This is a genomic window from Aerococcus sp. BD502 (assembly GCF_057919555.1).
The window spans coordinates 1447927-1468004 of record NZ_CP147972.1; the positions used below are offsets into that span (position 1 = coordinate 1447927).

The window sequence follows — 20078 nt, forward strand, 5'->3', positions numbered from 1 at the left end:
GGCCTGCTATATTGTAAGAGGAGATATGGAAAGGATGGTCGTATGATTCGTTTAGAGGATGTGGGCGTTACTTTTGATACGCCTGGAGGCCAGGTCAAAGCCGTTTCTGATGTTAATATGACAATCAATGACGGCGAAATTTTTGGTGTGATTGGCTATTCTGGTGCGGGCAAAAGTACGCTGGTGAGAACCATAAATATGTTGCAGAAGCCTACTAATGGGCAAGTTTATGTGAATGATTTACAAATGAATACCTTAGATCAGGCTGCCTTAAGCCAGGCCCGGCGGAAAATTGGCATGATTTTCCAGCATTTTAATTTAATGAATGCGCGGACGGTGGCGGGTAATATTCGCTTTGCGATGTTAGGGAGTGAGCGCACCGCCGAAGAAAAGGATGCCAAGGTGAAGGAATTGCTGGAGCTGGTGGGCCTAGCCGACCGGGCGGATGCCTATCCGTCACAACTTTCCGGGGGGCAAAAGCAACGGGTCGCTATTGCGCGGGCCCTAGCCAACAATCCGGATGTTTTACTCTGCGACGAGGCCACGAGTGCCTTGGACCCCAAAACGACAGAAGCGATTTTAGCCCTCCTCAAGAAATTGAATGAGGAATTGTCCCTTACGGTGGTCATCATCACCCATGAAATGAGTGTGATTAAGGAGATTTGCGATCGGGTAGCGGTTATGGATTCGGGCTATGTGGTCGAGCAGGGGAGTATCTTTGAAATTTTTACCAACCCCAAAGAAAAACTCACCCAATCTTTTATTGAATCGGCCAGTCCCGTTGAAAAAGGGATCCAGCGTATTTTAAAACATGCCGATATTTTAGGCATTCAGCCCACTGACCGCCTCATTCGGGTCAATTTCTCCAGCCAAAATACGGCGACCCCCTTGGTAGCCCAATTGGCACGGGATTTTGATATCCTGCCCAGTATTTTATATGCCTACATGGAAGTCCTACAAGACCGGCCGACGGGCATTTTCTTTTTGAAAATTTCTGGTCCGGAAGAAGAATTGGCAGCGGCCTTAAAATACATGGATGAAACAGAGATCAACTGGAAGGAATACGAGCTACCTGAGGAGGTTCAGTAATGAATTTTCTAGCAGATTTTTTTGAGAATGTTATCCAAATTCCTGATGCTTTCTTTGATGCCACTTTAGAGACCATTTACATGACGGTTTTAACCTGCGTGGTGGGCTTTACCCTGGGGATTATTTTAGGCGTGATTTTGGTTTTGACTATGCCAGGGGGGCTGAAGGAAAACCATACCCTTTATGGGGTTTTGGATAAAATTGTTAATATTTTCCGTTCCATTCCCTTTGTGATTATGATTGCTATTTTGGTTAAGGTGACTCGTTTTATTGTGGGCACCTCCATCGGGACCACGGCGGTGGTTGTGCCCATGGTGGCAGCGACCGTGCCTTTCTATGCTCGGCAAGTGCAGAATGCCTTGGTGGAAGTGAGCCCCGGTATTATTGAAGCGGCCCAGGCCATGGGCTTATCCACTTGGCAAATTACCAGCCAAGTTTACCTAAAGGAAGCCCTGCCAAGCATCATTCGGGTTTCAGCCCTTTCCATTATTAACGTGATTGCCTTAACAGCCATGGCCGGTACTGTTGGGGGCGGAGGCTTGGGTAATTTAGCTATTACCCGGGGCTATAACCGCTATCAAACCGACGTCACTCTCGTCTCAACCTTAATTATTTTGATCCTCGTCTTTATTTCCCAGTCCATTGCAGATTGGTATGTGAAACGGATCGAGCATTAATAAAAAAGAGTCGCTAGGCCGCTCTATTTTTGTGTACAATAATTGTACCCAAACACCGCACAAGTTTTGTTTACAATCCTTGCCAGAAGGGGTATAATAAAGCTGTGACTACTAACAGCGTTTATTAGTCAGTTTAATATTCCTAGGGTTTGAAGAAAGAGGGATAGCGTGTATTACGTTAAAAATGAATACCAAGGAGAGGAAATTTACGATCCGCGGTTAAACCTTGCGATTGAGTATTACTTGCTCAATGAGAAAAAATTGGACGAGCCCATTCTTCTATTTTACATTAATGAGCCATCCATCATTATTGGTAAGAACCAAAATACCCGGGCAGAAATCAATGGGCCTTATGTCCGTGAACATGGCGTCCATGTGGTGCGGCGCTTCTCGGGTGGTGGGGCGGTTTACCACGACCTTGGTAACATTTGCTTCTGCTTTATTACCGAAGATGACGGTGACTCCTTCCGTAACTTCAAGCGGTTTACGGACCCTGTGATCGATGCCTTGCACCGGATGGGGGTTGAAGGTGCCCGTTTGAAAGGCCGGAATGACTTAGTGATTGATGATAAGAAATTCTCCGGAAATGCCATGTACACCCACAATGGTCGGATGACGGCTCATGGGACGTTGATGTTTGACGTGGATATCCAGGAAACGATGAATGTTTTGAAACCGAAGAAGGAAAAATTATCTTCGAAAGGGATCAAATCCATTCGCAGCCGGGTCACCAATATTCGTCCATTCCTTTCTGAACAATATCAAAGCATTTCCATTCACCAATTCCGCGAAATTCTTTTGAAGAATATCTTTAACGTGGATGATGTGAAGGATGTTAAGGAATATAAACTGACCGACGAAGACTGGGAAAATATCTTTGCCTTCCGTGATAAATACACGGGCAATGATGACTGGAACTTCGGTAAGGACCCAGATTATGAATTGATTCGGGAAGCCCGTACGCCTGCTGGCCAAATTGAATTCCAATTTGACATTTCCAAGGGTAAAATTCGAGACATTACCATTTACGGGGACTTCTTCGGCATGGGAGAAATTTCCGATGTGGAAGATCTCTTACGGGGGAGTGACTATACGGAAGAAGGCTTGCGCGAAACGTTCAGCAAAGTCGACATCAATAAATACTTCGGTAATATTACCGTGGATGAATTGGTTGACTTAATCTACTAGAAAATAATAAAGCACCCAGCTTCCTGCCGATTCGGCCGGGGCTGGGTGTTTTTATGCGTAAAAATGTTGTTTTAAAAAGGCTAAGGCATCTTTGCCTAGGAGAGGCTTGGCGTATTCACGGTAAAAACCGGCGCGCTGGGGCTCAAAATGACCATATTCGGCGAGTTGGTAGAGCAGGTCAGTTTTTTCTTCGGCGCTGAATTTGGGATCCGTTAATTCAACCAGCAGGACATAGGCCTCATCATGGTAGTAGAGGCTAGATTTGAGGGCGGACGAATCGAAATCAGCCGCTAGATTAAGTAAATCATCAACTTTTGGGAAGGAAAAAACAGCGCCTTCGTCCAATTCATTGATCTGGCTCTGCAATTCGTCTTCCAATTCTTCCTCATCTTCGAGCATGTGGTCGACGGTGTCCATCAAATTTTGAAAGGCGGCTCTCTCTTCGGTGATTGCGGCGATGTTATCATTGGCCTTACTAATGTAGAGATCGATGCCGTCTTTTTTGGGTAAAACTTGAAAGGTAATGGCATCTGAATTTTGAAATTTATTGGAAACATCAACTTCCTCTAAAATGTTCAGGAAAAAATTCTCGACTGCTTCCTGGTCCCCCACCATATCGCTGAAGGTAATGCCGCGATCCTTCAAATCTTCCGTGCCAATGAAGACGCGCATGGTATGTTCATTTAAATATTCCATTTCCATAATACTCACCTCACTATCTACCCTTCAGTGTACTAAAGTTCAGGTAAATAGTAAATCAATAAAAAAAGAGTGCCTAAGCACTCTCCGTTTTTAGCCCATCTTGATTAAAGCTTGATGTAATTCGAATTGCCGGACTTCGCGTGGCAGGAAACGACGAATTTCATCTTCGTTATAACCGACTTGTAGTCGTTTGTCATCCATAATAATAGGCCGGCGCATGAGCCCAGGATTTTCTTGAATTAAGCTAAAAAGTTCATTCAGCCCGACAGTGTTTAAATCAACATCCAATTCTTGGAAGGCTTTGGAACGGGTGGAGATAATTTCTTCCGTTCCGTTTTCGGTCATACGTAGAATTTCTTTGATTTCGTTGGTGTCGAGTGGGTCAGAGAAAATGTTTCTTTCAGTAAAAGGAATTTCTTGTTCTTCTAACCATGCACGCGCTTTACGGCATGAGGTACAACTTGGTGATGTAAATAATTTAACCATTATTCATCTCTCCTCTAAAAGGCGCCATAACATCGTACAACCCTATTATATCAGTTTTGAAATAATAAATAAAGGCTTTTTCCAAATAAAACTTATGTATTGTAAGTAAAATTTACGTAAAAATGCTGTTAGAAAAAGCAAGCTGTGCAGAAAGGGAAAGCATGCTACAATAGAAGAAACGATTTGATTTGGGGGTTAAATAATGGAAAGAATATTTTCTGGCGTACAACCGAGCGGCATTCCAACCATTGGGAACTACGTAGGTGCGCTAAGACAATTTGTTAATTTTCAAGACGAATACGAGGCCTTCTATTGTGTAGCCAATGAACACGCCATTACGGTGCCTCAAGAGCCGGCAGCCTTACGGGAAAATACGCGGCGTCTGGCAGCCTTGTATTTGGCTTTGGGCTTAAACCCTGAGAAAGCAACGATCTTTGTGCAAAGTGACGTGCCGGCCCACACGGAGGCGGCTTGGTTGATCCAATGCCTCACCCCCCTAGGCGAACTGGAGCGGATGACGCAATACAAGGATAAAGCCCAAAAGCAAGAATCGGTCATGGCAGGCTTATTGACGTATCCTCCTTTGATGGTGGCAGATATTGTCCTTTACCAGGCTAATTTGGTGCCTGTCGGTGAGGATCAAAAGCAACACCTGGAATTGACCCGCAATTTTGTGGACCGTTTCAACAAGCGTTTTGGGAAGAAGGAGAAACTTCTAACGAAGCCCGAACACTACCATCCTAAACAAGGCGGACGGGTGATGAGCTTGCAAGATCCGACCCGTAAAATGAGTAAGTCTGATCAAAATGCGAAGGCCTATATTTCGCTTCTGGATACGCCCAAGCAGGCGATGAAGAAAATTAAGTCGGCGGTGACTGATTCCGAGCGTGAAATTTACTATGATCCCGAGAAGAAGCCAGGGATCAGTAATTTAATTGATATTTACGCGACCCTTAACGGGCAAAGTTCCAAGGAAGTCGCCGCGGCTTACGCCAATGCTTCTTATGGTGACTTAAAAGGGGACTTGGCGGAATGTGTGGCAGAATTCTTGAGTCCGATGCAGGCTCGCTATGAAAAATTAGTTAACAGTTCCGAGTTAGATGATATTTTACGGGCGGGAGCAGAAGCCGCTCAGGCAGAAGCCGAAAAAACGCTCGCTAAAATGGAAGCCGCAGTGGGCTTTGATTACCATTTATAAGAATGATAAGAAAAAAACCTGGGTGAGCCCAGGTTTTTTTCGTGAACATCAGCCGTCTTCCCCTATAACCTTTTAAGGGGGAGATATTTGTGCATTATGCTAAAAATAAAGCTGGAGAATTGATTTATGCGAGCCATTTAACCCGTCAGGAGGCTTACGCGGACGTTTACTACTGCCCACGTTGTCAGAAAGAAGTGCTCTGGGTGAAGCGGAGTGGGGCGCGACCTTATTTTCGCCATGGGGTGGAAAGCAAAGTCGATCCCCGAGAAAGTGCTTGGCACCAGAAAAGCAAGGCGAGTATTTGCGGGGCGTTAAGGGAAACAGGCTACCCAGCAGCTTGTGAGGTGGTGGTGGGCGCTGGTGTTGGTGAGCGGCGAGCTGATGTCTATGTGCCTATGGAGGAGGGCTATTTGGCGATTGAGCTCCAGTATTCCTATTTAGCGTGGCCTGACGTTAGAAAACGCGAGGCGGATCATCAAAAGGCCGGCGGGGCTGTGCTTTGGCTGTTAGCACAGAAAGCTTCGCCCCTCGCTTATAAGAGCCAGCGTTTGAATCGGCTGGCGCCTTTTCTTTCTTACCAGCCAGAAATTGGCTTTTTCCTGCCTTATTATGAAGCAGCTGCCAGGCGGGTGGAACTTTGGCAGTTGGATCCATTTGGCGCAGTCGAAAAGCGCTTGTCCTTAAGCCTTCCCAATTACTTGCATTACTTTTCTGCTAAGCAAAAAGGCCAAGCCTGCCGGCTAACTTGGCCGGCTACTCATCAAGCACCGGTCAAGCCCCTAGTCCCTGCATTGACTAGGCAGGCGCGAGAGCGGCTATTATCACGCCTGCGCTTGCGGCCGAACCAGGCTGAAAATCGCTTGCTCAAGCATTGCTATGAGGCCTCTTACCCGCTCCAGCAATTTCCCACCCCTTTATTATTAGAAAAACGCGCGCTCCTGCTCTATGAAGAGCCACTCTGGGTGGCCCTGGCCTATGTGCTTCTCTTAAAAGAGCAAGGTGAAAAGGCCCCTTCAAGCTTAGCGGCCTACCTGACGCCAAGGCCTGGGCTCCTCTGCCCACCGTCCCAGCAGAAGGCTTGCCTAAACGCCCTTTGGACTTATGAAAATTAGACTTAGCTCTACTGCAAACGCTATATTTGTGGTAGAATAGTCATGTAGAAAAGGAGTTGGTAACATGGCAGAAATTAAAGAAGCCAAAGCCAGAGAGGAAATGCCCAAGGAAACCCAATGGGATCTTACCACGATGTTTCCTTCTGACGAGGCTTGCTATGAATTAATGGAAGCTTTGCCTAAGAAAGTGGACGAAGCGCTAACTTACAAAGGCCGGTTAAAAGAAGGCAAGGAGACGATTATTAAAGCTTTGGAGGCGATCCTTGCGGTTTACCGGGACTTGGAAATGATCATTGTCTATGCCCATTTGAAGCAAGACCAAGATACAGGTAACAGCCGGTACTTGGAATTATATGGGAAGGCCAGTGGGCTTTTTGCAGAGACTAACGAGAAATTGGCCTGGTTTGATCCCGAGTTATTGACCTGTTCGGAAGCGGACTTAAAAGCCTTGGCTCAGGATGAGCATTACGGCCATTATTTCGAGCAATTACTGGAACGGAAGCCCCATGTTTTAAGCCCTGAGGTCGAAGCCGTTTTAGCAGGAGCGGGCGAAATTTTCGATGCTTCCGAAGAAACATTCAGCATGTTGAACAATGCGGACTTGACCTTTGACCCTGTTAAGGGGGAGGATGGCAAGGAAATTTCCTTAACCCACGGGACTTATGGGGTGCTGTTAGAGAGCACGGATCGTGAGGTGCGGAAGGAAGCCTTCATGAATATGTACAAGGGCTTCAAGGGCGTTAATCATACGCTAGCCTCTACGATGAGAAATAACATTAAAGGCCACAATTACACGGCGAAATTACGTGGCTTTAAGAGTGCGCGGGCCCAAGCCTTAGCGACAAATCATATTCCTGAGGAAGTATACGATAGCTTACTGTACGTCGTGCACGAATACTTGCCTAGCTTCCAAGAGTATCTCGCCACGCGGAAGGAACGCCTGGGCTTAGATGAACTGCATATGTATGACTTATACACGCCTATTGCGGGTGAAGCGCCCCTTCGCTATACTTTTGAAGAAGCCAAGGAAGTGGTCTTAGAAGCGCTCAGTCCTTTAGGGGATACTTACATTAATGACTTGAAGAAGGCTTTTGCAGAGTCTTGGATTGATGTTTACGAAAATAAAGGCAAGCGCTCGGGTGCTTATTCTTCGGGTGCCTATGATTCAAAACCTTACATTCTCCTCAATTGGCAGGACTCCCTGGGAGATTTGTATACGCTCGTCCATGAACTGGGCCACAGCATGCACTCCTACTACACCCGGAAGCACCAGCCTTACCTTTACGGGGATTACTCGATTTTTGTGGCAGAGATTGCTTCGACCACAAACGAGAACTTGCTGACCGATTACCTCTTAAAAACCATCAAGGATCCAGCGGCGCAAATTTACATCCTGAACAAGTACTTGGATGGTTTCAAAGGCACGATTTTCCGTCAAACGCAATTTGCTGAGTTTGAACATATCATTCACGAAGCGGATGCGAAGGGAACGACCCTCAGTGCAGATTTCTTGAATCAAACGTATTTCGATTTGAATGCTAAATACTACGGGGATGACCTCGTTTACGATGATGAAATTGCCTATGAATGGTCACGTATTCCGCATTTTTACTATAATTACTATGTTTACCAGTATTCGACCGGCTTCTCGGCTGCGACGATGCTGGCAGAACGGATTCTAACTGGTGAAGAGGAGAAGGTACAAGCCTACCTGAATTACCTTGCCTCTGGTTCAAGTGCCTATCCAATTGACGTCATGAAGCGGGCTGGTGTTGATATGACCAATACCACGTATTTGGAAAAAACGATGGCGCAATTTAAACGCCGCCTCAAAGAATTCCAAGACTTGCTTCATGAAGAACAATAAAAGAGCCTAAGAAAAAACCGTATGACATCATGACTGATAAACATGATCTCATACGGTTTTCTTATGGCCGCATTTAATTTTGCAATTGGAAGGGTTTAATGCTGCCATGATGCTTACTGAGCGTTTTTCCTTGCTTCGTTTTTTGCCCTGTGCTGGTGAGGGTCGGATAATGGCGTTGGTGGCTTTTTTCCGTCCGGGCGATCACGCGCTCTAATTCTTCCGTGGTCAGGCCACCATCAATTTTAATGCCATACTGGCAATTAATATTATTGAATAAGACCAGGGAAGGAGTACACGTAATTTCCATTTGATTAGCCAAATGCATATCTTGGGCGAGCGAAGCCTTGGCTTCTCCCGAGGCAATGTCTTCCCAGAATATTTCCGTGTCCATTTTTAAATGCTCTAATTGCTGGGCCATGGCTTCCTTGCTGTAGGGCTGCTTTTCTTCGCCAAAGTATTTCTGCATGGCTAACAAGTATTCGCGGCCACATTTTTTCCCTTGCAAGAGCGCAGCTTTATAGCCCATGGCAATGGCTTGCACGGCTTGGTAGAGCTTGTTTTTCTCAGCGAGGGTCATTTTAGGTCCCAGCATATGGGTAAAGAATTTCTGGCAGAGTCCTAAATTTGTCACGGCAATGACGCGCAGGTAGAAGCGTTTATCGGTTTCTTGCATGAAACGAAAAACTTCCTGCTCACAATGATATGACCGACTACAGATTGGATTGACAAAGAGAAAACCCTCGTAGAAGCATTCTTTTTCGGCCGCTAAAACAGTTCGGTGTTGCGGCTGCTTGTTTTCTGGCTTCATCGGACTCACTCCTCTCCGTACGACTAACATGGGTTAGTTATTAGATTTGGGCATGGCAAATAGCGACCGGCTGATTCCTAAGGGTCACTTAGTCCTGGTGCCCATCGCATGAGGTCAAAGACCTCTTATATCTTAGCATGAACTCTGGCTTGGGTCTACAGGGCGAGGTCATGCCTTGGTGACCACGAGTTTTGGAGCTTGGGCTAACGCTTCTCCTTTTTCAGGCTTTCCGAAGCTCCCTACAATTTAATTATAGCAAGCCGCTCGGGAAAGTAAAACATTGCGCATTGGTAACGGATACTTTTGAGGAAAAGAAGGTCCTTGTGCTACAATAGATGAGTTATTAGAGTTTAAGGAGGTTATTGGCCAGTGAGAATCGCCTTTCAGACGAAGCAATCTAATATTTCAAAAGAGCTGGAAGAAAAAATGCGCCAGGCGTTGGGCCAGGAGGCTTTTACTTTCACCGAAGAGAAGCCAGAGCTCGTCATTAGTATTGGTGGCGATGGGACCATGCTGCATGCTTTCCATCGCTACCAGGCCTTGCTTAATGACTTGCGCTTTGTGGGCGTGCATACGGGACACTTGGGTTTTTATGCCGATTGGCAGGCCGATGAATGGCCAACCTTAGTGCAAATGATCAAGCAAGATGCCGGCGAGAGTGTGAGTTACCCCTTACTGCACGTGGCTTGCTATCGGGGGGGGCACATCGAGCACCAAGAATTAGCCCTCAACGAGAGTAGCTTGCGGCGTTTAGAGGGAACGATGACGTGTGAAATTTACCTCCAGGGCCAATTTTTTGAACTGTTCAAGGGCGATGGACTAAGTATTGCGACGCCCACTGGTTCTACCGGCCTCAATAAATCGCTCGGTGGGGCGGTGGTTCATCCCTCTTTAAATAGTATGCAGCTAACGGAAATTGCTTCGATCAACAACCGAGTCTATCGCTCCCTAGCAAGCTCTATCCTCTTGTCCCCTGAGGAGGAATTGACGGTGCGTTTTAAGAAGCATGAGCGTTCTGGCACACATCTATTTGTGGATCACCTGCACGAGCCTTTAGGCGACTGGGATGCGATCACGTTTCAAATAGCTAAGGCACGCATGCATTTCGCCAATTACCGGCATATACCTTTTTGGCGGCGGGTGCGTGACAGCTTTATTGCGGATACCTGGGAGGTGGACGATGCTTAAACTGCATTGGACTGCGGAATACCCTTTGTTGCTGAAGAAATTTCTCAAACAGCAAGGGGTCTCGCGTCGGCTATTAGCCCAGCTAAAATTTCATAAGGGCAAAATTTTAGTGAATGGCCAATTAACCCCGGTGAACTACCAATTAGCCGTGGGGGACGAGGTGACGGTTGTTCTGCCGCCAGAAGGCAAGCAGCCGGATATTTTGCCGATTTCCTACCCCTTGGATATCTTATTTGAAGATGAGCATTATATTGTTGTGAATAAACCAGCTGGCTATACCTCGCTCCCCTCATCCTACAATCCCCAGGGTTCCTTAGCGAATATGCTGAAAGCCTATTACATGGAGCAAGGCTATGACAACCAAGTTATTCATGTGGTGACGCGCCTGGACCGCGACACGAGTGGGGCCATGCTATTTGCCAAGCACCGCTATGCCCATAGTCTGATTGACCATGTGGTGACGCATCAGGCCATTGAAAAACGCTACTTGGCCTTAACTAAAGTCTCCTTAGCGGCCAAGACTGGGCAAATTGCGGCACCCATTGCCAGAAAACCGGGGTCAATCATTGAGCGCTGTGTGAGTGAAACGGGGAAACGAGCGATTACTTCTTATGCCTTACGGGAAGAGACGCCTTTGTATATGGCCTATGATGTTTGGCTGCATACAGGCCGGACGCACCAAATTCGCGTGCATTTTAGCCATGCTGGCGCGCCTTTAATCGCGGATGACTTGTATGGGGGTCCCCCCTCGCCTTGGCTTGGCCGGCAAGCCTTGCACTGTGCCAAGCTAAAATTTACCCATCCCCTGACGGGCGACACCTTAAGCTTAAAGGCTCCCTTGCCTGCTGATTTAAAAAACTTCCTGGCCGCAGGGCAAAAGGCCCAAGCCCGCTAGAAGAAAACCCACGCCTGGGCGTGGGGGAATAATTTGTATTTGCAGCCATGATCAGGCTTTAAAAGCTTTGCACCATGAGCTGGTGAGCCAGTCCTGCTTCCTCAAAAATGGGGCCTTGGGTTTTAAAACCTAGGCGTTCATAGAGGGGAATAGCAGGTAACTGGGCGTGAAGGCGGACTGTGATGTGGCCTTGTTCCTTGGCGGCCTGGAGTAAATGTTCAATCATAGCCTGCCCATAACCGCGTTTGCGGTAGGCTTTTCTGACGGCGACTCTTTGGAGGACGCCTTCCTCTTCCTTAGCGAACCAGAGCCGGCCACAAGCCACAGGGATATTACCTTCGTAACCGACGAGATAGAGGCATTCCTCTTCTTGGGCATCGATTTCTGAAGCTTCGGGAACCCCTTGCTCCTCGACAAAAACTTCCATGCGAATGTCTAGGCCATCGTGGTAGATTTTGGAGTCGGTATCAGTGGTTCGTTTAATTTTCATACGTCACAACCTTTCTTTTGATTTTTTTTAAGTGTAACATAGGAGGACATCATGAGCATAAAAAATGAGGTCGACCGGCGGCGGACTTTTGCGATTATTTCCCACCCGGATGCTGGTAAGACGACGATCACAGAACAATTATTGCTTTACTCGGGCGCCATTCGCCAAGCTGGAACAGTCAAGGGCAAAAAGAGTGGGCAATTTGCGAAATCCGACTGGATGGAAATTGAAAAGCAACGGGGCATTTCGGTCACCAGTTCCGTGCTCGAGGTGGAGTTTGATGGCTTTAAAATTAATATTGTCGATACCCCAGGCCACGAGGATTTTTCCGAGGATACCTACCGGACGTTAATGGCCGTTGACAGTGCGGTGATGGTGATTGATTCCAGCCGCGGGATTGAGCCGCAAACGAAAAAACTCTTTAAAGTTTGCCGCATGCGGGGGATTCCAATTTTTACCTTCATGAATAAACTCGACCGTGATGGCCGTGAGCCGCTCGATTTGCTGCAAGAATTGGAAGATATTTTGGGTATTGATGGCTGCCCTATGAATTGGCCGATTGGCATGGGGAAAAATTTGGCCGGCTTAGTCGCTTTGCCTGAGGAAGAAATTGAATTGAACCCCGATCACTACACCGAAGAGCGCATTAGCTTGGCAGAGGCGGCGCATCATCCGGTGGCCAATTCCCTGTTTTATGAGGATGCCATGCTGAATGTGGAATTAGTTCAGGAGGCCGGCGTGCCTTTTGACCGGGAAAAGGTGGCGTCTGGGGAGCTAACGCCCGTTTTCTTTGGCTCGGCTCTAACGGGCTTTGGCGTGGAGGCCTTTTTGAAGGCCTTTGTGGACTTTGCGCCCGCACCCACCGCCCAGGAAACGGTCGATGGCCAGGCGATCGCTCCTAACAATGAGGATTTTTCGGGTTTTATTTTTAAAATTCAAGCCAATATGGACCCCCGTCACCGGGATCGGATTGCCTTCTTACGGCTTTGTTCTGGCTCCTTCCATGAGGGCTTAGAAGTGAAGTTAGCCAGGACAGGGAAGCCCCTGCGCTTGAATAACACCACCCGCTTTGTGGCGGATGACCGGGAAAAGGTGGCCGCGGCCGTAGCTGGTGATATTATCGGCTTGTATGATACGGGAAATTTCCAGATCGGGGATTCCCTGTACACAGGCAAGGATACTATCGAATACCCACCGCTGCCACAGTTTACGCCGGAGCTTTTTATGCAAGTGGCCCCGAAGAATGTGATGAAGCAGAAATCCTTCCATAAGGGCATGCAGCAATTAGTACAAGAAGGAGCCATTCAGCTCTACCGGACTTGGTTTACCGGCGAGTATATTATTGGTGCCGTGGGTCAATTGCAGTTTGAGGTTTTTGAGCACCGCCTCCTGAAAGAATACCATGCGGAAGTGAATATGACGCCCTTGGGTAAAAAGACGGCTCGTTGGGTAGACCCAGATGAATTGAATACGGATTGGTCCTCAAAGCGTAATCTCCTCTGCAAGGATCGCTTTGCTAAGCCGGTCTTCTTGTTTGAAAATGATTTTGCCTTACGCTGGTTTCAAGAACACCATCCTGATGTTCAACTCACCAGTCTCATTTAAGGCAGCAAAAAAGCGCAAAAGCTTCACCGAGCTTTTGCGCTATTTTTCTTATTCTTCGGTTTTCTTGGCTTCTTCATTATGGACGGTGGTAGCAGCAATTTTTATTTGCCCATCGCTCACATCAAAGTGGACGTCTTCAAGTTCCGGCTCGTTTAGGAAGGCGTCGGCCACTTGGTCTTCAATTTGCTCTTGAATGACTCGACGTAAAGGCCTGGCCCCGAGCTTAGGATTGTAGCCAATTTCCACCAGTTTTTCAATTACCGCATCACTCACAGCAATATGGATATTTTGCCCCGCGATGAGATCATTAATTTCTTTGAGCATGAGTCTCGTGATGACCATGAGCTCTTCTTTGGTGAGCGGTTCGAATTCAACGATCGCATCGAAGCGGTTGAGGAATTCTGGCTTGAAGAATTTATCTAATTTATCGATAATGGACTTCGTTTTTCCTTGCTGGCTGGCACCAAAGCCGACACTGGATTCCACACCACCGCTACCAGCATTGGACGTCATGATAATGAGGCTGTCCTTGAAGGAGACCGTGCGACCTTGGGAGTCGGTGAGACGGCCATCTTCCATAATTTGCAGGAAAATGTTCAAGACATCGGGGTGGGCCTTCTCCACTTCATCGAGCAGGATGAGAGAGTAGGGCCGGCGCCGAACTTGCTCCGTTAAGCGGCCCGCTTCTTCATAGCCGACGTAGCCTGGAGGGGAACCGATCAATTTACTGACCGTGTGTTTTTCCATGTACTCACTCATATCGAAGCGTACCATAGCTTCTTGATCCCCAAACAGTTCACGGGCTAATTGCCGAGCGAGTTCGGTTTTCCCGACACCGGTCGGACCGACAAAGAGGAAGCTGCCGATAGGGCGGGACCCTTTGCTAAAGCCGACCCGATTGCGCCGAATGGCACGACTAATCACATCAACGGCTTCATCTTGACCAATAACCCGACTTTTGAGGGCTTGGTCCAAGTTTTTCAAGTTATTTTGTTCTTTTTCTTGCAATTCGGTGACTGGAATACCCGTTTTTTGCTCAATGATATGTTGGATATCAGCAAGGTTAACCACTGGCCGTTCTTCGGGGACTTGCTTGTCCTCGTCAAGCATTTTTTGGTATTTATTCAATTGGTCACGGTAGTAGGCTGCTTTTTCATAGTCTTCAGCTTCGGTGGCCATGACCTTCAAGTCTTCCAATTGCTGAACTTTCTCTTCGAGGGATTTCTTATCAACGAAGGACAGGGTTAAGTTTTTCTTCGACCCAGATTCGTCGAGCAGGTCAATCGCCTTGTCGGGCAATTGCCGGTCCGTAATATAGCGGTCGGAGAGGCGGACGGTCGCTTCCAGAGCTTCCGGCGTATATTTGACATTGTGGTATTGGGCATATTTATCCGCAATTCCTTCAATGATCGCTAAGGTCTCCTCGACAGTGGGTTCATCGACAAAAACAGGCTGCAAGCGGCGGGCTAGGGCGCCGTCTTTTTCAATTTGACGGAATTCATTGAGTGTGGTTGCCCCCACAAGTTGTAATTCCCCGCGGGCGAGGGCCGGTTTTAAGATGTTCCCTGCATCAAGTGAGCCTTCTGCCGAACCAGCGCCGACGATTTCGTGGATCTCATCAATGAAGAGAATGATATTTTCATCATTAGTGACTTCTTCAATGAGTTGCTGCATTTTTTCTTCGAATTGCCCACGGACACCTGTCCCTTGCACGAGGGAGGACACGTCAAGGCTGATAACCCGTTTGTGTTGGAGTTTTTCGGGTACGGTTTGCTCAATAATTTTTTGAGCCAGACCCTCGACGACAGCCGTCTTCCCGACCCCGGGTTCCCCAATTAAAACAGGGTTATTTTTGTTCCGCCGGTTAAGAATTTCAATGACGCGTTGGATCTCGTCATCGCGGCCCACAATGGGGTCAAAAACATTATCTTGGGCCAACTGGGTCATGTCGGTCCCGAATTGGTCCAATAAGCCGCCCCCTTGACCTTTCCTTCCGCCAAAGCCACCTTGGCCATCGCCACCCCCAGCTTGGGGTTGACTGCCTTGCTGGCGATTTTGCAATTGCCGGAAAATTTGATCGAGGTTACCTAAACCAGAATTAAATGCAAATTGATCGAAATTATTATTTTGTTCATTAGTGATTTCACGGTAGCAATTCTCACAGAGATTGATCGCTTGCCGTTTGCCATTCACGTTGGCATACATATGAATCACAGCATCGCGCTGCTTACAACGTTGACATAGCATAAGATCACTCCTTTTTTGTTTGACTAATATTGACTATGCTTCTATTGTACATTGACCTTTACTGACTTTCAAGCTTTTTACGAAAATAAATGAAGTTTTTTAACAAGCTGATCAGACCGCCAATGAAAAGCCTCTAATTCGTGGAATTATGCAAGAAAATGTTTGCATAAATGCGCTTTTGTCGGTATGATTAAGGAGTAATAGTCAAAACTACGACTGGATTAACAGCAAGGGCTGATTAGGAAAAAGGAGATTAGGAAATGCAAAAAGCAGATTTTCATGTAACGGCAGACACCGGCATTCATGCTCGTCCCGCCACGCTCTTAGTACAAACCGCTAGCAAATTTCAGTCTGAAATTGAATTAATCTATAATGATAAGGCGGTCAACTTGAAATCAATTATGGGTGTGATGTCCCTGGGTGTCAGTAAGGGGTCAGATGTGACCATTACTGTGGAAGGCGACGATGAGGATGAAGCCATGGCGGCCATTAAGGAAACCATGGTGAATGAAGGCTTATCGGCTTAACGCCTAGGAGCTGCCGGGGCAGGAAGCCTCGGCTTTTTATTATGGTAGTCTTTTGTTAAAATAGGAAGAACTGAACGTTAAGCTTTACAAGCTTAAGTCGAAAAGGGTAGGATAGCTATAGCAGTCAATTCAGCATATCGATAAAGGAGTGCATATCCATGAAGTCTTCCCAATTAAAAGCCATTATTGAACGTTTAGAGGCGATGACGACCGATGACTCAAAAATTGAAGTGCGTCGCTTCGAAGTTGCTGGCGAAGAACGTTGTTTAGTGCGCTACAATCGCGAGAATGAAAGCTTCGAACTGCATGACAATACCATTGATGAGAGTTTTCCTTTTGATGATATTGATGTTGTGGCTATTGAAATTTTTGAACTACTTCAATAGTTTCAAGGGAGTCGTTTAGGCGACTCTTTTGTTTTCAATGCCGTTGGAATGAAGAATATTTTATATGTAGAGAGGTAGGGAAGGGATGAAGCTCACGGAATTAACCGCATCCTTAACTGGGGTGACGCCATATGAAACGCAGGCACCCGCAGATTTAAATATTGAACATTTAACTTATGATTCGAGAGAAGTGGAAGCGGGAACGCTGTTTTTTTGTAAAGGTCAGCATTTCCAAGCGAAGTATTTAAGCGAGGCCAAACAGGCAGGGGCCTTAGCGTATGTGAGCGAGGAAATTTATCCCGAAGTAAACCTACCCAGAATTCAAGTTCAAGATATTCGCCTCGCTATGGCCGCCATGGCCGCTTGCTTTTACGGGCAGCCGGACCAAAAACTCCACTTGATCGGACTGACGGGGACGAAAGGTAAGACAACCGTGACCCATTACCTGCGGGCTATTTTAGATGCCGCCCTAGGCAAGCCTACCGCCTATCTGGCCTCGAATACTTATTTTGATGGGCTGGAGAGGGGGGAGTCGGCCCTTACCACACCAGAAGCTATCCCCCTCTATCAGCATTTAGCTAAAGCCTACCAGGCTGGGGAAGATTACTTAACGATGGAAGTGTCTAGCCAAGCTTTGAAATATGAGCGAGTTTGGGGCCTGGGTTTTGAGGTCGCTGGCTTTACGAATATTGAAGAAGATCATATTGGTCCGGGCGAACACCCTGATTTTGCCGATTACTTAAAAAGCAAGTTGAAAATTTTTGATCAAGCCCAAGTCGCTGTCCTGAATCAAGACATGGCGCATTGGGAGGAAGTCCTAGGCGCCGCAAAAGCCAGTGCTTCTGTTGAGAAAATCGTGACCATCAGTTTAGAAGATCCTAAAGCGACTTATTATGCTGATAAATTATATGTCGATGAAGCCGGCCAGCATTTTACGGTGCATACGCCTACCGGTGAGGCGTCCTTAACTTTGGCCATGCCAGGTTATTTTAACGTGCAAAATGCCTTAATGGCGTTGGCGATTAGTGGCTATTATGGGCTTTCCTTGGCGGTTGCGAAGAAGGCTTTAGCTAAGGTCACCGTGCCGGGTCGGATGGTTGAGTTGGCCAGCCAGGATGGGAAGGTCGAAGTCATTGTTGATATTGCCCATAACCGTTTAAGTTATGAAACTCTTTTCCAAGCGCTGCAGGACATGTACCCGCACCGACGGCTGACGATTGTTTTCGGTGCGCCGGGGGAAAAAGGCTTTAACCGCCGCTATGACCTGCCGGAAGTTGCTAGCCGCTATGCCGACCGCCTGATTCTTACTGAGGAAGACATGGGGACTGCAGATCCTAAGGAAGTTCTGGGCTTAATGCAGGCCATAGTCAAAAAACAAGGCAAGCAGGCCACGATTATTGAGGACCGAGAAGAAGCTGTCAAAGCTGCGGTTAAGGAAGCGGTCGAGAGTCCAGAACCCAGTGTGGTGATTTTAGCTGGCAAGGGCGACGAAGCGACGATTAAACGGGGTGAGGTCTATGAGCCTTTCCCTGGGGATAAAGTTTTTGCAGAGGAAATTTTAACGGAATATGATGAAAAAATGGCGAAGAAAAGCAAAGCGTCAGACCCTAGCTAGGCAAAACTTAGGACGTGTTCGCTATTTGGGAAGGAGGGGTAGGATGCACCCCTGGTTGAAGAAATTATGGCCGACTTGGCTTTTGGAGAGTGTACTTCAAATTACACCTGCGGAGGCCAAAAAACATGGGATCAAAGCTGTCTTAACAGATTTGGACAATACCTTAATTCCTTGGAATTCAGAAGTTGTCCCGGCTTCCCTCCACAATTGGGCGCAAGCTTTAGCCGACCATGATATTGAAGTTTTAATTCTTTCCAATAATAATGGCGCGCGCGTGCGTCATATTGCCGAGCAGCTAGGTGTTCATTACCTGGCACCTGCCTATAAGCCGCGCCGCAAAGGCTACCGGCAGGCGCTTGAAAAACTTGCTTGCAAGAAAGAAGAAGCCGTTTTGGTGGGCGACCAGCTCTTTACGGATATTTTAGGGGCGAGTCGCTTTGGCCTGAGAAGTATTTTAGTGAAGCCCGTGGTGGCTTCGGATGGGAAATGGACGCGTGTGAATCGCCGACTGGAGAAATTATTTTTAGAATATTGTGCAAGGGAAAAATTACATTGGGACTGGAGGGATCAACTTGACTAAATTAGAGGAAGATTTAATTTGCATCGGCTGTGGGGCGGCCATTCAAACCGAAAACCCAGAAGGGGCGGGCTTTATTCCCCCTCAAGCCCTAGCAAAGCGGAATGTGGATGAGGATGACATTTACTGCCAACGCTGCTTTCGCATGCGCCACTACAATGAACATCAAAAAGTTCAAGTGACAGCCGCAGACTTTCGGGATATCTTAACAGGGATTAGCAAAAAGCGGGCTTTAATTTTACTGGTCGTGGATCTCTTCGACTTGAGCCAAAGCCTCTTAGGAAGTTTAGGGCGCTTTGTGGGGGATAAGCCCTTGCTGGTGGCCGTCAATAAGGTGGACCTCTTGCCTGCAGACGTGAAACGCGAACGCTTGAAGCAACGCTTAATCGAGGAGGCGGAAGCAGAGGGCTTACGGCCGCTGGACTTGTGCCTGGTGAGTGCCAAGCAAGGGGAAGGCTTAGCGAAACTTCAGGAAAAATTAGAGCACTACCGCAAGGGCCAGGATGTTTATGTGGTCGGAACGACCAATGTCGGCAAATCAACCTTGCTGAACCAAATGCTCCAGTCTGCTGGCTTGGGCCAGGAAATCCTTACCACGAGCTATTTTCCCGGCACGACCTTAGACCTCTTGGAATTTCCCTTGGCGAATGGGGGGCGCTTGGTTGATACTCCGGGTCTGTTGAAGGCGGGCAGCATGTTAGCTGTGGTTTCAGATGAGGTGCTCTCGGCTTTAGAAGTTAAAAAACGTCTAAAACCAAAAACCTATCAATTAGCTGTGGGGCAGACGATTTTTATCGATGGCCTAGCCCAAATGGACTACCTCCATGGGGAGGAGAATAGCTTTACCTTCTACATGAGTGAAGAGGTTTACTTGCATCGCCGGAAAACGGTGGGCGCGTCAGAATTTTACCAGCAACACGCCAATGACTTGCTGCCGCTTGTCCCTAAGGCTGGGGTTAAAATGAAGCACCGCGAGTGGAAACTCACCGGAAATCAAGATGTGGTGCTGGCCGGCTTGGGCTGGATCAGTGTCAAAGGCCCAGCCGTGATCAGCTTAGATACTCCGGAAAATGTTAATGTCACATTGAGAAAAAGGATGATTTAAATGGTGAAACTCAATAATCGTAAACTTAAAATGTTGAGAAAAATGGCCCATCCCTTAAAACCCGTGGCACAGATTGGGAAGCAAGGCTTGACGGAGGCCGTTTTAGATTCACTCTACAAAGCTTGCAACCGCCAAGAACTGATCAAAGTCAGTGTTTTAAATAATTGTGAGGCTACGGCCGAGGAGTTAGCTATTGAGCTGCGGGCAAATTCGCCGATGGCTCCGGTGCAGGTCATTGGCCATACCATTGTCCTCTATATGCCAGCCGAAGATCAGAAGAACCAAAAAATCACCAAGCAACTAAAAGAGGGATAGG

Annotated in this window: 20 protein-coding genes; 15 read left to right on the forward strand and 5 right to left on the reverse strand. The window is 47.3% G+C overall.

Translation table 11 applies throughout. The annotated features are described in order from the left end of the window. Positions 1–42: 42 nt before the first annotated feature. The 3 genes from WF803_RS06955 (at position 43) to lplA (ending at position 2954) form a co-directional block, all read left to right on the forward strand. Positions 43–1089 carry a methionine ABC transporter ATP-binding protein gene (locus WF803_RS06955; RefSeq protein WP_489610779.1) on the forward strand — a complete coding sequence of 349 codons (1047 nt, stop codon included), beginning with the start codon at positions 43–45 and terminating at the stop codon, positions 1087–1089. Next, positions 1089–1766: a methionine ABC transporter permease gene (locus WF803_RS06960; protein ID WP_489610780.1), complete on the forward strand. Its 678-nt coding sequence runs from the start codon at positions 1089–1091 to the stop codon at positions 1764–1766. Before WF803_RS06955 ends, WF803_RS06960 begins: the two co-directional genes overlap by 1 nt. 168 nt (positions 1767–1934) lie before the next feature. Continuing rightward, complete coding sequence (gene lplA / locus WF803_RS06965) at positions 1935–2954, forward strand: lipoate--protein ligase (RefSeq protein WP_489610781.1); 1020 nt, start codon at positions 1935–1937, stop codon at positions 2952–2954. A 51-nt stretch (positions 2955–3005) separates the two neighbouring features. Here the strand turns inward: lplA and WF803_RS06970 are convergent, their stop codons facing one another. Together WF803_RS06970 and spxA are read right to left on the reverse strand one after the other, a co-directional pair. Next, complete coding sequence (locus WF803_RS06970; RefSeq protein WP_489610782.1) at positions 3006–3656, reverse strand: adaptor protein MecA; 651 nt, start codon at positions 3654–3656, stop codon at positions 3006–3008. Positions 3657–3746: 90 nt separating this feature from the next. Further along, the gene (gene spxA / locus WF803_RS06975; RefSeq protein WP_489610783.1) at positions 3747–4142 is read right to left on the reverse strand and encodes a transcriptional regulator SpxA; all 396 of its coding nucleotides are present in this window, start codon (positions 4140–4142) and stop codon (positions 3747–3749) included. 202 nt (positions 4143–4344) lie between these two features. On the opposite strand from spxA, the gene trpS reads away from it, so the two are divergent. From trpS to pepF, 3 genes are all read left to right on the forward strand, one after another. Continuing rightward, positions 4345–5340 (forward strand): tryptophan--tRNA ligase, encoded by a 996-nt coding sequence (gene trpS, locus WF803_RS06980; protein ID WP_489610784.1) that lies wholly within the window; start codon positions 4345–4347, stop codon positions 5338–5340. A gap of 89 nt (positions 5341–5429) precedes the next feature. Further along, positions 5430–6452, forward strand: coding sequence for a competence protein CoiA family protein (locus WF803_RS06985; protein WP_489610785.1), 1023 nt, complete (start codon positions 5430–5432; stop codon positions 6450–6452). Positions 6453–6516: 64 nt separating this feature from the next. Further along, positions 6517–8319: an oligoendopeptidase F gene (gene pepF, locus WF803_RS06990; protein ID WP_489610786.1), complete on the forward strand. Its 1803-nt coding sequence runs from the start codon at positions 6517–6519 to the stop codon at positions 8317–8319. Between the two features lie 73 nt (positions 8320–8392). Here the strand turns inward: pepF and WF803_RS06995 are convergent, their stop codons facing one another. Beyond that, entirely contained in the window at positions 8393–9127 is a 735-nt protein-coding gene (locus tag WF803_RS06995) for a DsbA family protein (protein WP_489610787.1), read from the reverse strand. A 369-nt stretch (positions 9128–9496) separates the two neighbouring features. Between WF803_RS06995 and WF803_RS07000 the strand changes: the two genes are divergently transcribed. Next, the gene (locus WF803_RS07000) at positions 9497–10315 is read left to right on the forward strand and encodes an NAD kinase (RefSeq protein ID WP_489610788.1); all 819 of its coding nucleotides are present in this window, start codon (positions 9497–9499) and stop codon (positions 10313–10315) included. Continuing rightward, the gene (locus WF803_RS07005) at positions 10308–11210 is read left to right on the forward strand and encodes an RluA family pseudouridine synthase (protein WP_489610789.1); all 903 of its coding nucleotides are present in this window, start codon (positions 10308–10310) and stop codon (positions 11208–11210) included. Before WF803_RS07000 ends, WF803_RS07005 begins: the two co-directional genes overlap by 8 nt. A gap of 58 nt (positions 11211–11268) precedes the next feature. On the opposite strand, the gene WF803_RS07010 is transcribed toward WF803_RS07005, so the two are convergent. Next, on the reverse strand, positions 11269–11700 hold the full coding sequence (locus tag WF803_RS07010; RefSeq protein ID WP_489610790.1) for a GNAT family N-acetyltransferase: 432 nt from the start codon (positions 11698–11700) through the stop codon (positions 11269–11271). A gap of 51 nt (positions 11701–11751) precedes the next feature. On the opposite strand from WF803_RS07010, the gene WF803_RS07015 reads away from it, so the two are divergent. Then, positions 11752–13305 carry a peptide chain release factor 3 gene (locus WF803_RS07015; protein ID WP_489610791.1) on the forward strand — a complete coding sequence of 518 codons (1554 nt, stop codon included), beginning with the start codon at positions 11752–11754 and terminating at the stop codon, positions 13303–13305. A gap of 48 nt (positions 13306–13353) precedes the next feature. Here the strand turns inward: WF803_RS07015 and WF803_RS07020 are convergent, their stop codons facing one another. Continuing rightward, entirely contained in the window at positions 13354–15552 is a 2199-nt protein-coding gene (locus WF803_RS07020; RefSeq protein WP_489610792.1) for an ATP-dependent Clp protease ATP-binding subunit, read from the reverse strand. 260 nt (positions 15553–15812) lie between these two features. Between WF803_RS07020 and WF803_RS07025 the strand changes: the two genes are divergently transcribed. The 6 genes from WF803_RS07025 to yhbY all read left to right on the forward strand — a co-directional run bounded on the left by WF803_RS07025 (position 15813) and on the right by yhbY (position 20077). Continuing rightward, a complete protein-coding gene (locus tag WF803_RS07025) occupies positions 15813–16079 on the forward strand; it encodes a phosphocarrier protein HPr (protein WP_489610793.1) in 267 nt (88 codons plus the stop codon). 158 nt (positions 16080–16237) lie between these two features. Beyond that, the gene (locus WF803_RS07030; RefSeq protein WP_489610794.1) at positions 16238–16465 is read left to right on the forward strand and encodes a YkuJ family protein; all 228 of its coding nucleotides are present in this window, start codon (positions 16238–16240) and stop codon (positions 16463–16465) included. Between the two features lie 85 nt (positions 16466–16550). After that, positions 16551–18080, forward strand: coding sequence for a Mur ligase family protein (locus WF803_RS07035; RefSeq protein ID WP_489610795.1), 1530 nt, complete (start codon positions 16551–16553; stop codon positions 18078–18080). Positions 18081–18123: 43 nt separating this feature from the next. Then, positions 18124–18660: a YqeG family HAD IIIA-type phosphatase gene (locus WF803_RS07040; protein ID WP_489610796.1), complete on the forward strand. Its 537-nt coding sequence runs from the start codon at positions 18124–18126 to the stop codon at positions 18658–18660. After that, entirely contained in the window at positions 18653–19762 is a 1110-nt protein-coding gene (gene yqeH / locus WF803_RS07045) for a ribosome biogenesis GTPase YqeH (protein WP_489610797.1), read from the forward strand. The genes WF803_RS07040 and yqeH overlap by 8 nt, the downstream gene beginning before the upstream one ends. Continuing rightward, entirely contained in the window at positions 19763–20077 is a 315-nt protein-coding gene (gene yhbY / locus WF803_RS07050) for a ribosome assembly RNA-binding protein YhbY (RefSeq protein ID WP_489610798.1), read from the forward strand. The last annotated feature ends 1 nt before the right edge of the window (position 20078 follow it).

Coding starts and splice junctions, on each gene's coding strand:
- WF803_RS07030 (WP_489610794.1), top strand. CDS start 16,238: ATGAAGTCTTCCCAATTAAAAGCCATTATTGAACGTTTAGAGGCGATG.
- WF803_RS07040 (WP_489610796.1), top strand. CDS start 18,124: ATGCACCCCTGGTTGAAGAAATTATGGCCGACTTGGCTTTTGGAGAGT.
- WF803_RS07025 (WP_489610793.1), top strand. CDS start 15,813: ATGCAAAAAGCAGATTTTCATGTAACGGCAGACACCGGCATTCATGCT.
- WF803_RS06960 (WP_489610780.1), top strand. CDS start 1,089: ATGAATTTTCTAGCAGATTTTTTTGAGAATGTTATCCAAATTCCTGAT.
- yhbY (WP_489610798.1), top strand. CDS start 19,763: ATGGTGAAACTCAATAATCGTAAACTTAAAATGTTGAGAAAAATGGCC.
- WF803_RS07035 (WP_489610795.1), top strand. CDS start 16,551: ATGAAGCTCACGGAATTAACCGCATCCTTAACTGGGGTGACGCCATAT.
- WF803_RS07020 (WP_489610792.1), bottom strand. CDS start 15,552: ATGCTATGTCAACGTTGTAAGCAGCGCGATGCTGTGATTCATATGTAT.
- WF803_RS06995 (WP_489610787.1), bottom strand. CDS start 9,127: ATGAAGCCAGAAAACAAGCAGCCGCAACACCGAACTGTTTTAGCGGCC.
- WF803_RS06970 (WP_489610782.1), bottom strand. CDS start 3,656: ATGGAAATGGAATATTTAAATGAACATACCATGCGCGTCTTCATTGGC.
- spxA (WP_489610783.1), bottom strand. CDS start 4,142: ATGGTTAAATTATTTACATCACCAAGTTGTACCTCATGCCGTAAAGCG.
- WF803_RS07010 (WP_489610790.1), bottom strand. CDS start 11,700: ATGAAAATTAAACGAACCACTGATACCGACTCCAAAATCTACCACGAT.
- WF803_RS07015 (WP_489610791.1), top strand. CDS start 11,752: ATGAGCATAAAAAATGAGGTCGACCGGCGGCGGACTTTTGCGATTATT.
- trpS (WP_489610784.1), top strand. CDS start 4,345: ATGGAAAGAATATTTTCTGGCGTACAACCGAGCGGCATTCCAACCATT.
- pepF (WP_489610786.1), top strand. CDS start 6,517: ATGGCAGAAATTAAAGAAGCCAAAGCCAGAGAGGAAATGCCCAAGGAA.
- WF803_RS06955 (WP_489610779.1), top strand. CDS start 43: ATGATTCGTTTAGAGGATGTGGGCGTTACTTTTGATACGCCTGGAGGC.
- WF803_RS07005 (WP_489610789.1), top strand. CDS start 10,308: ATGCTTAAACTGCATTGGACTGCGGAATACCCTTTGTTGCTGAAGAAA.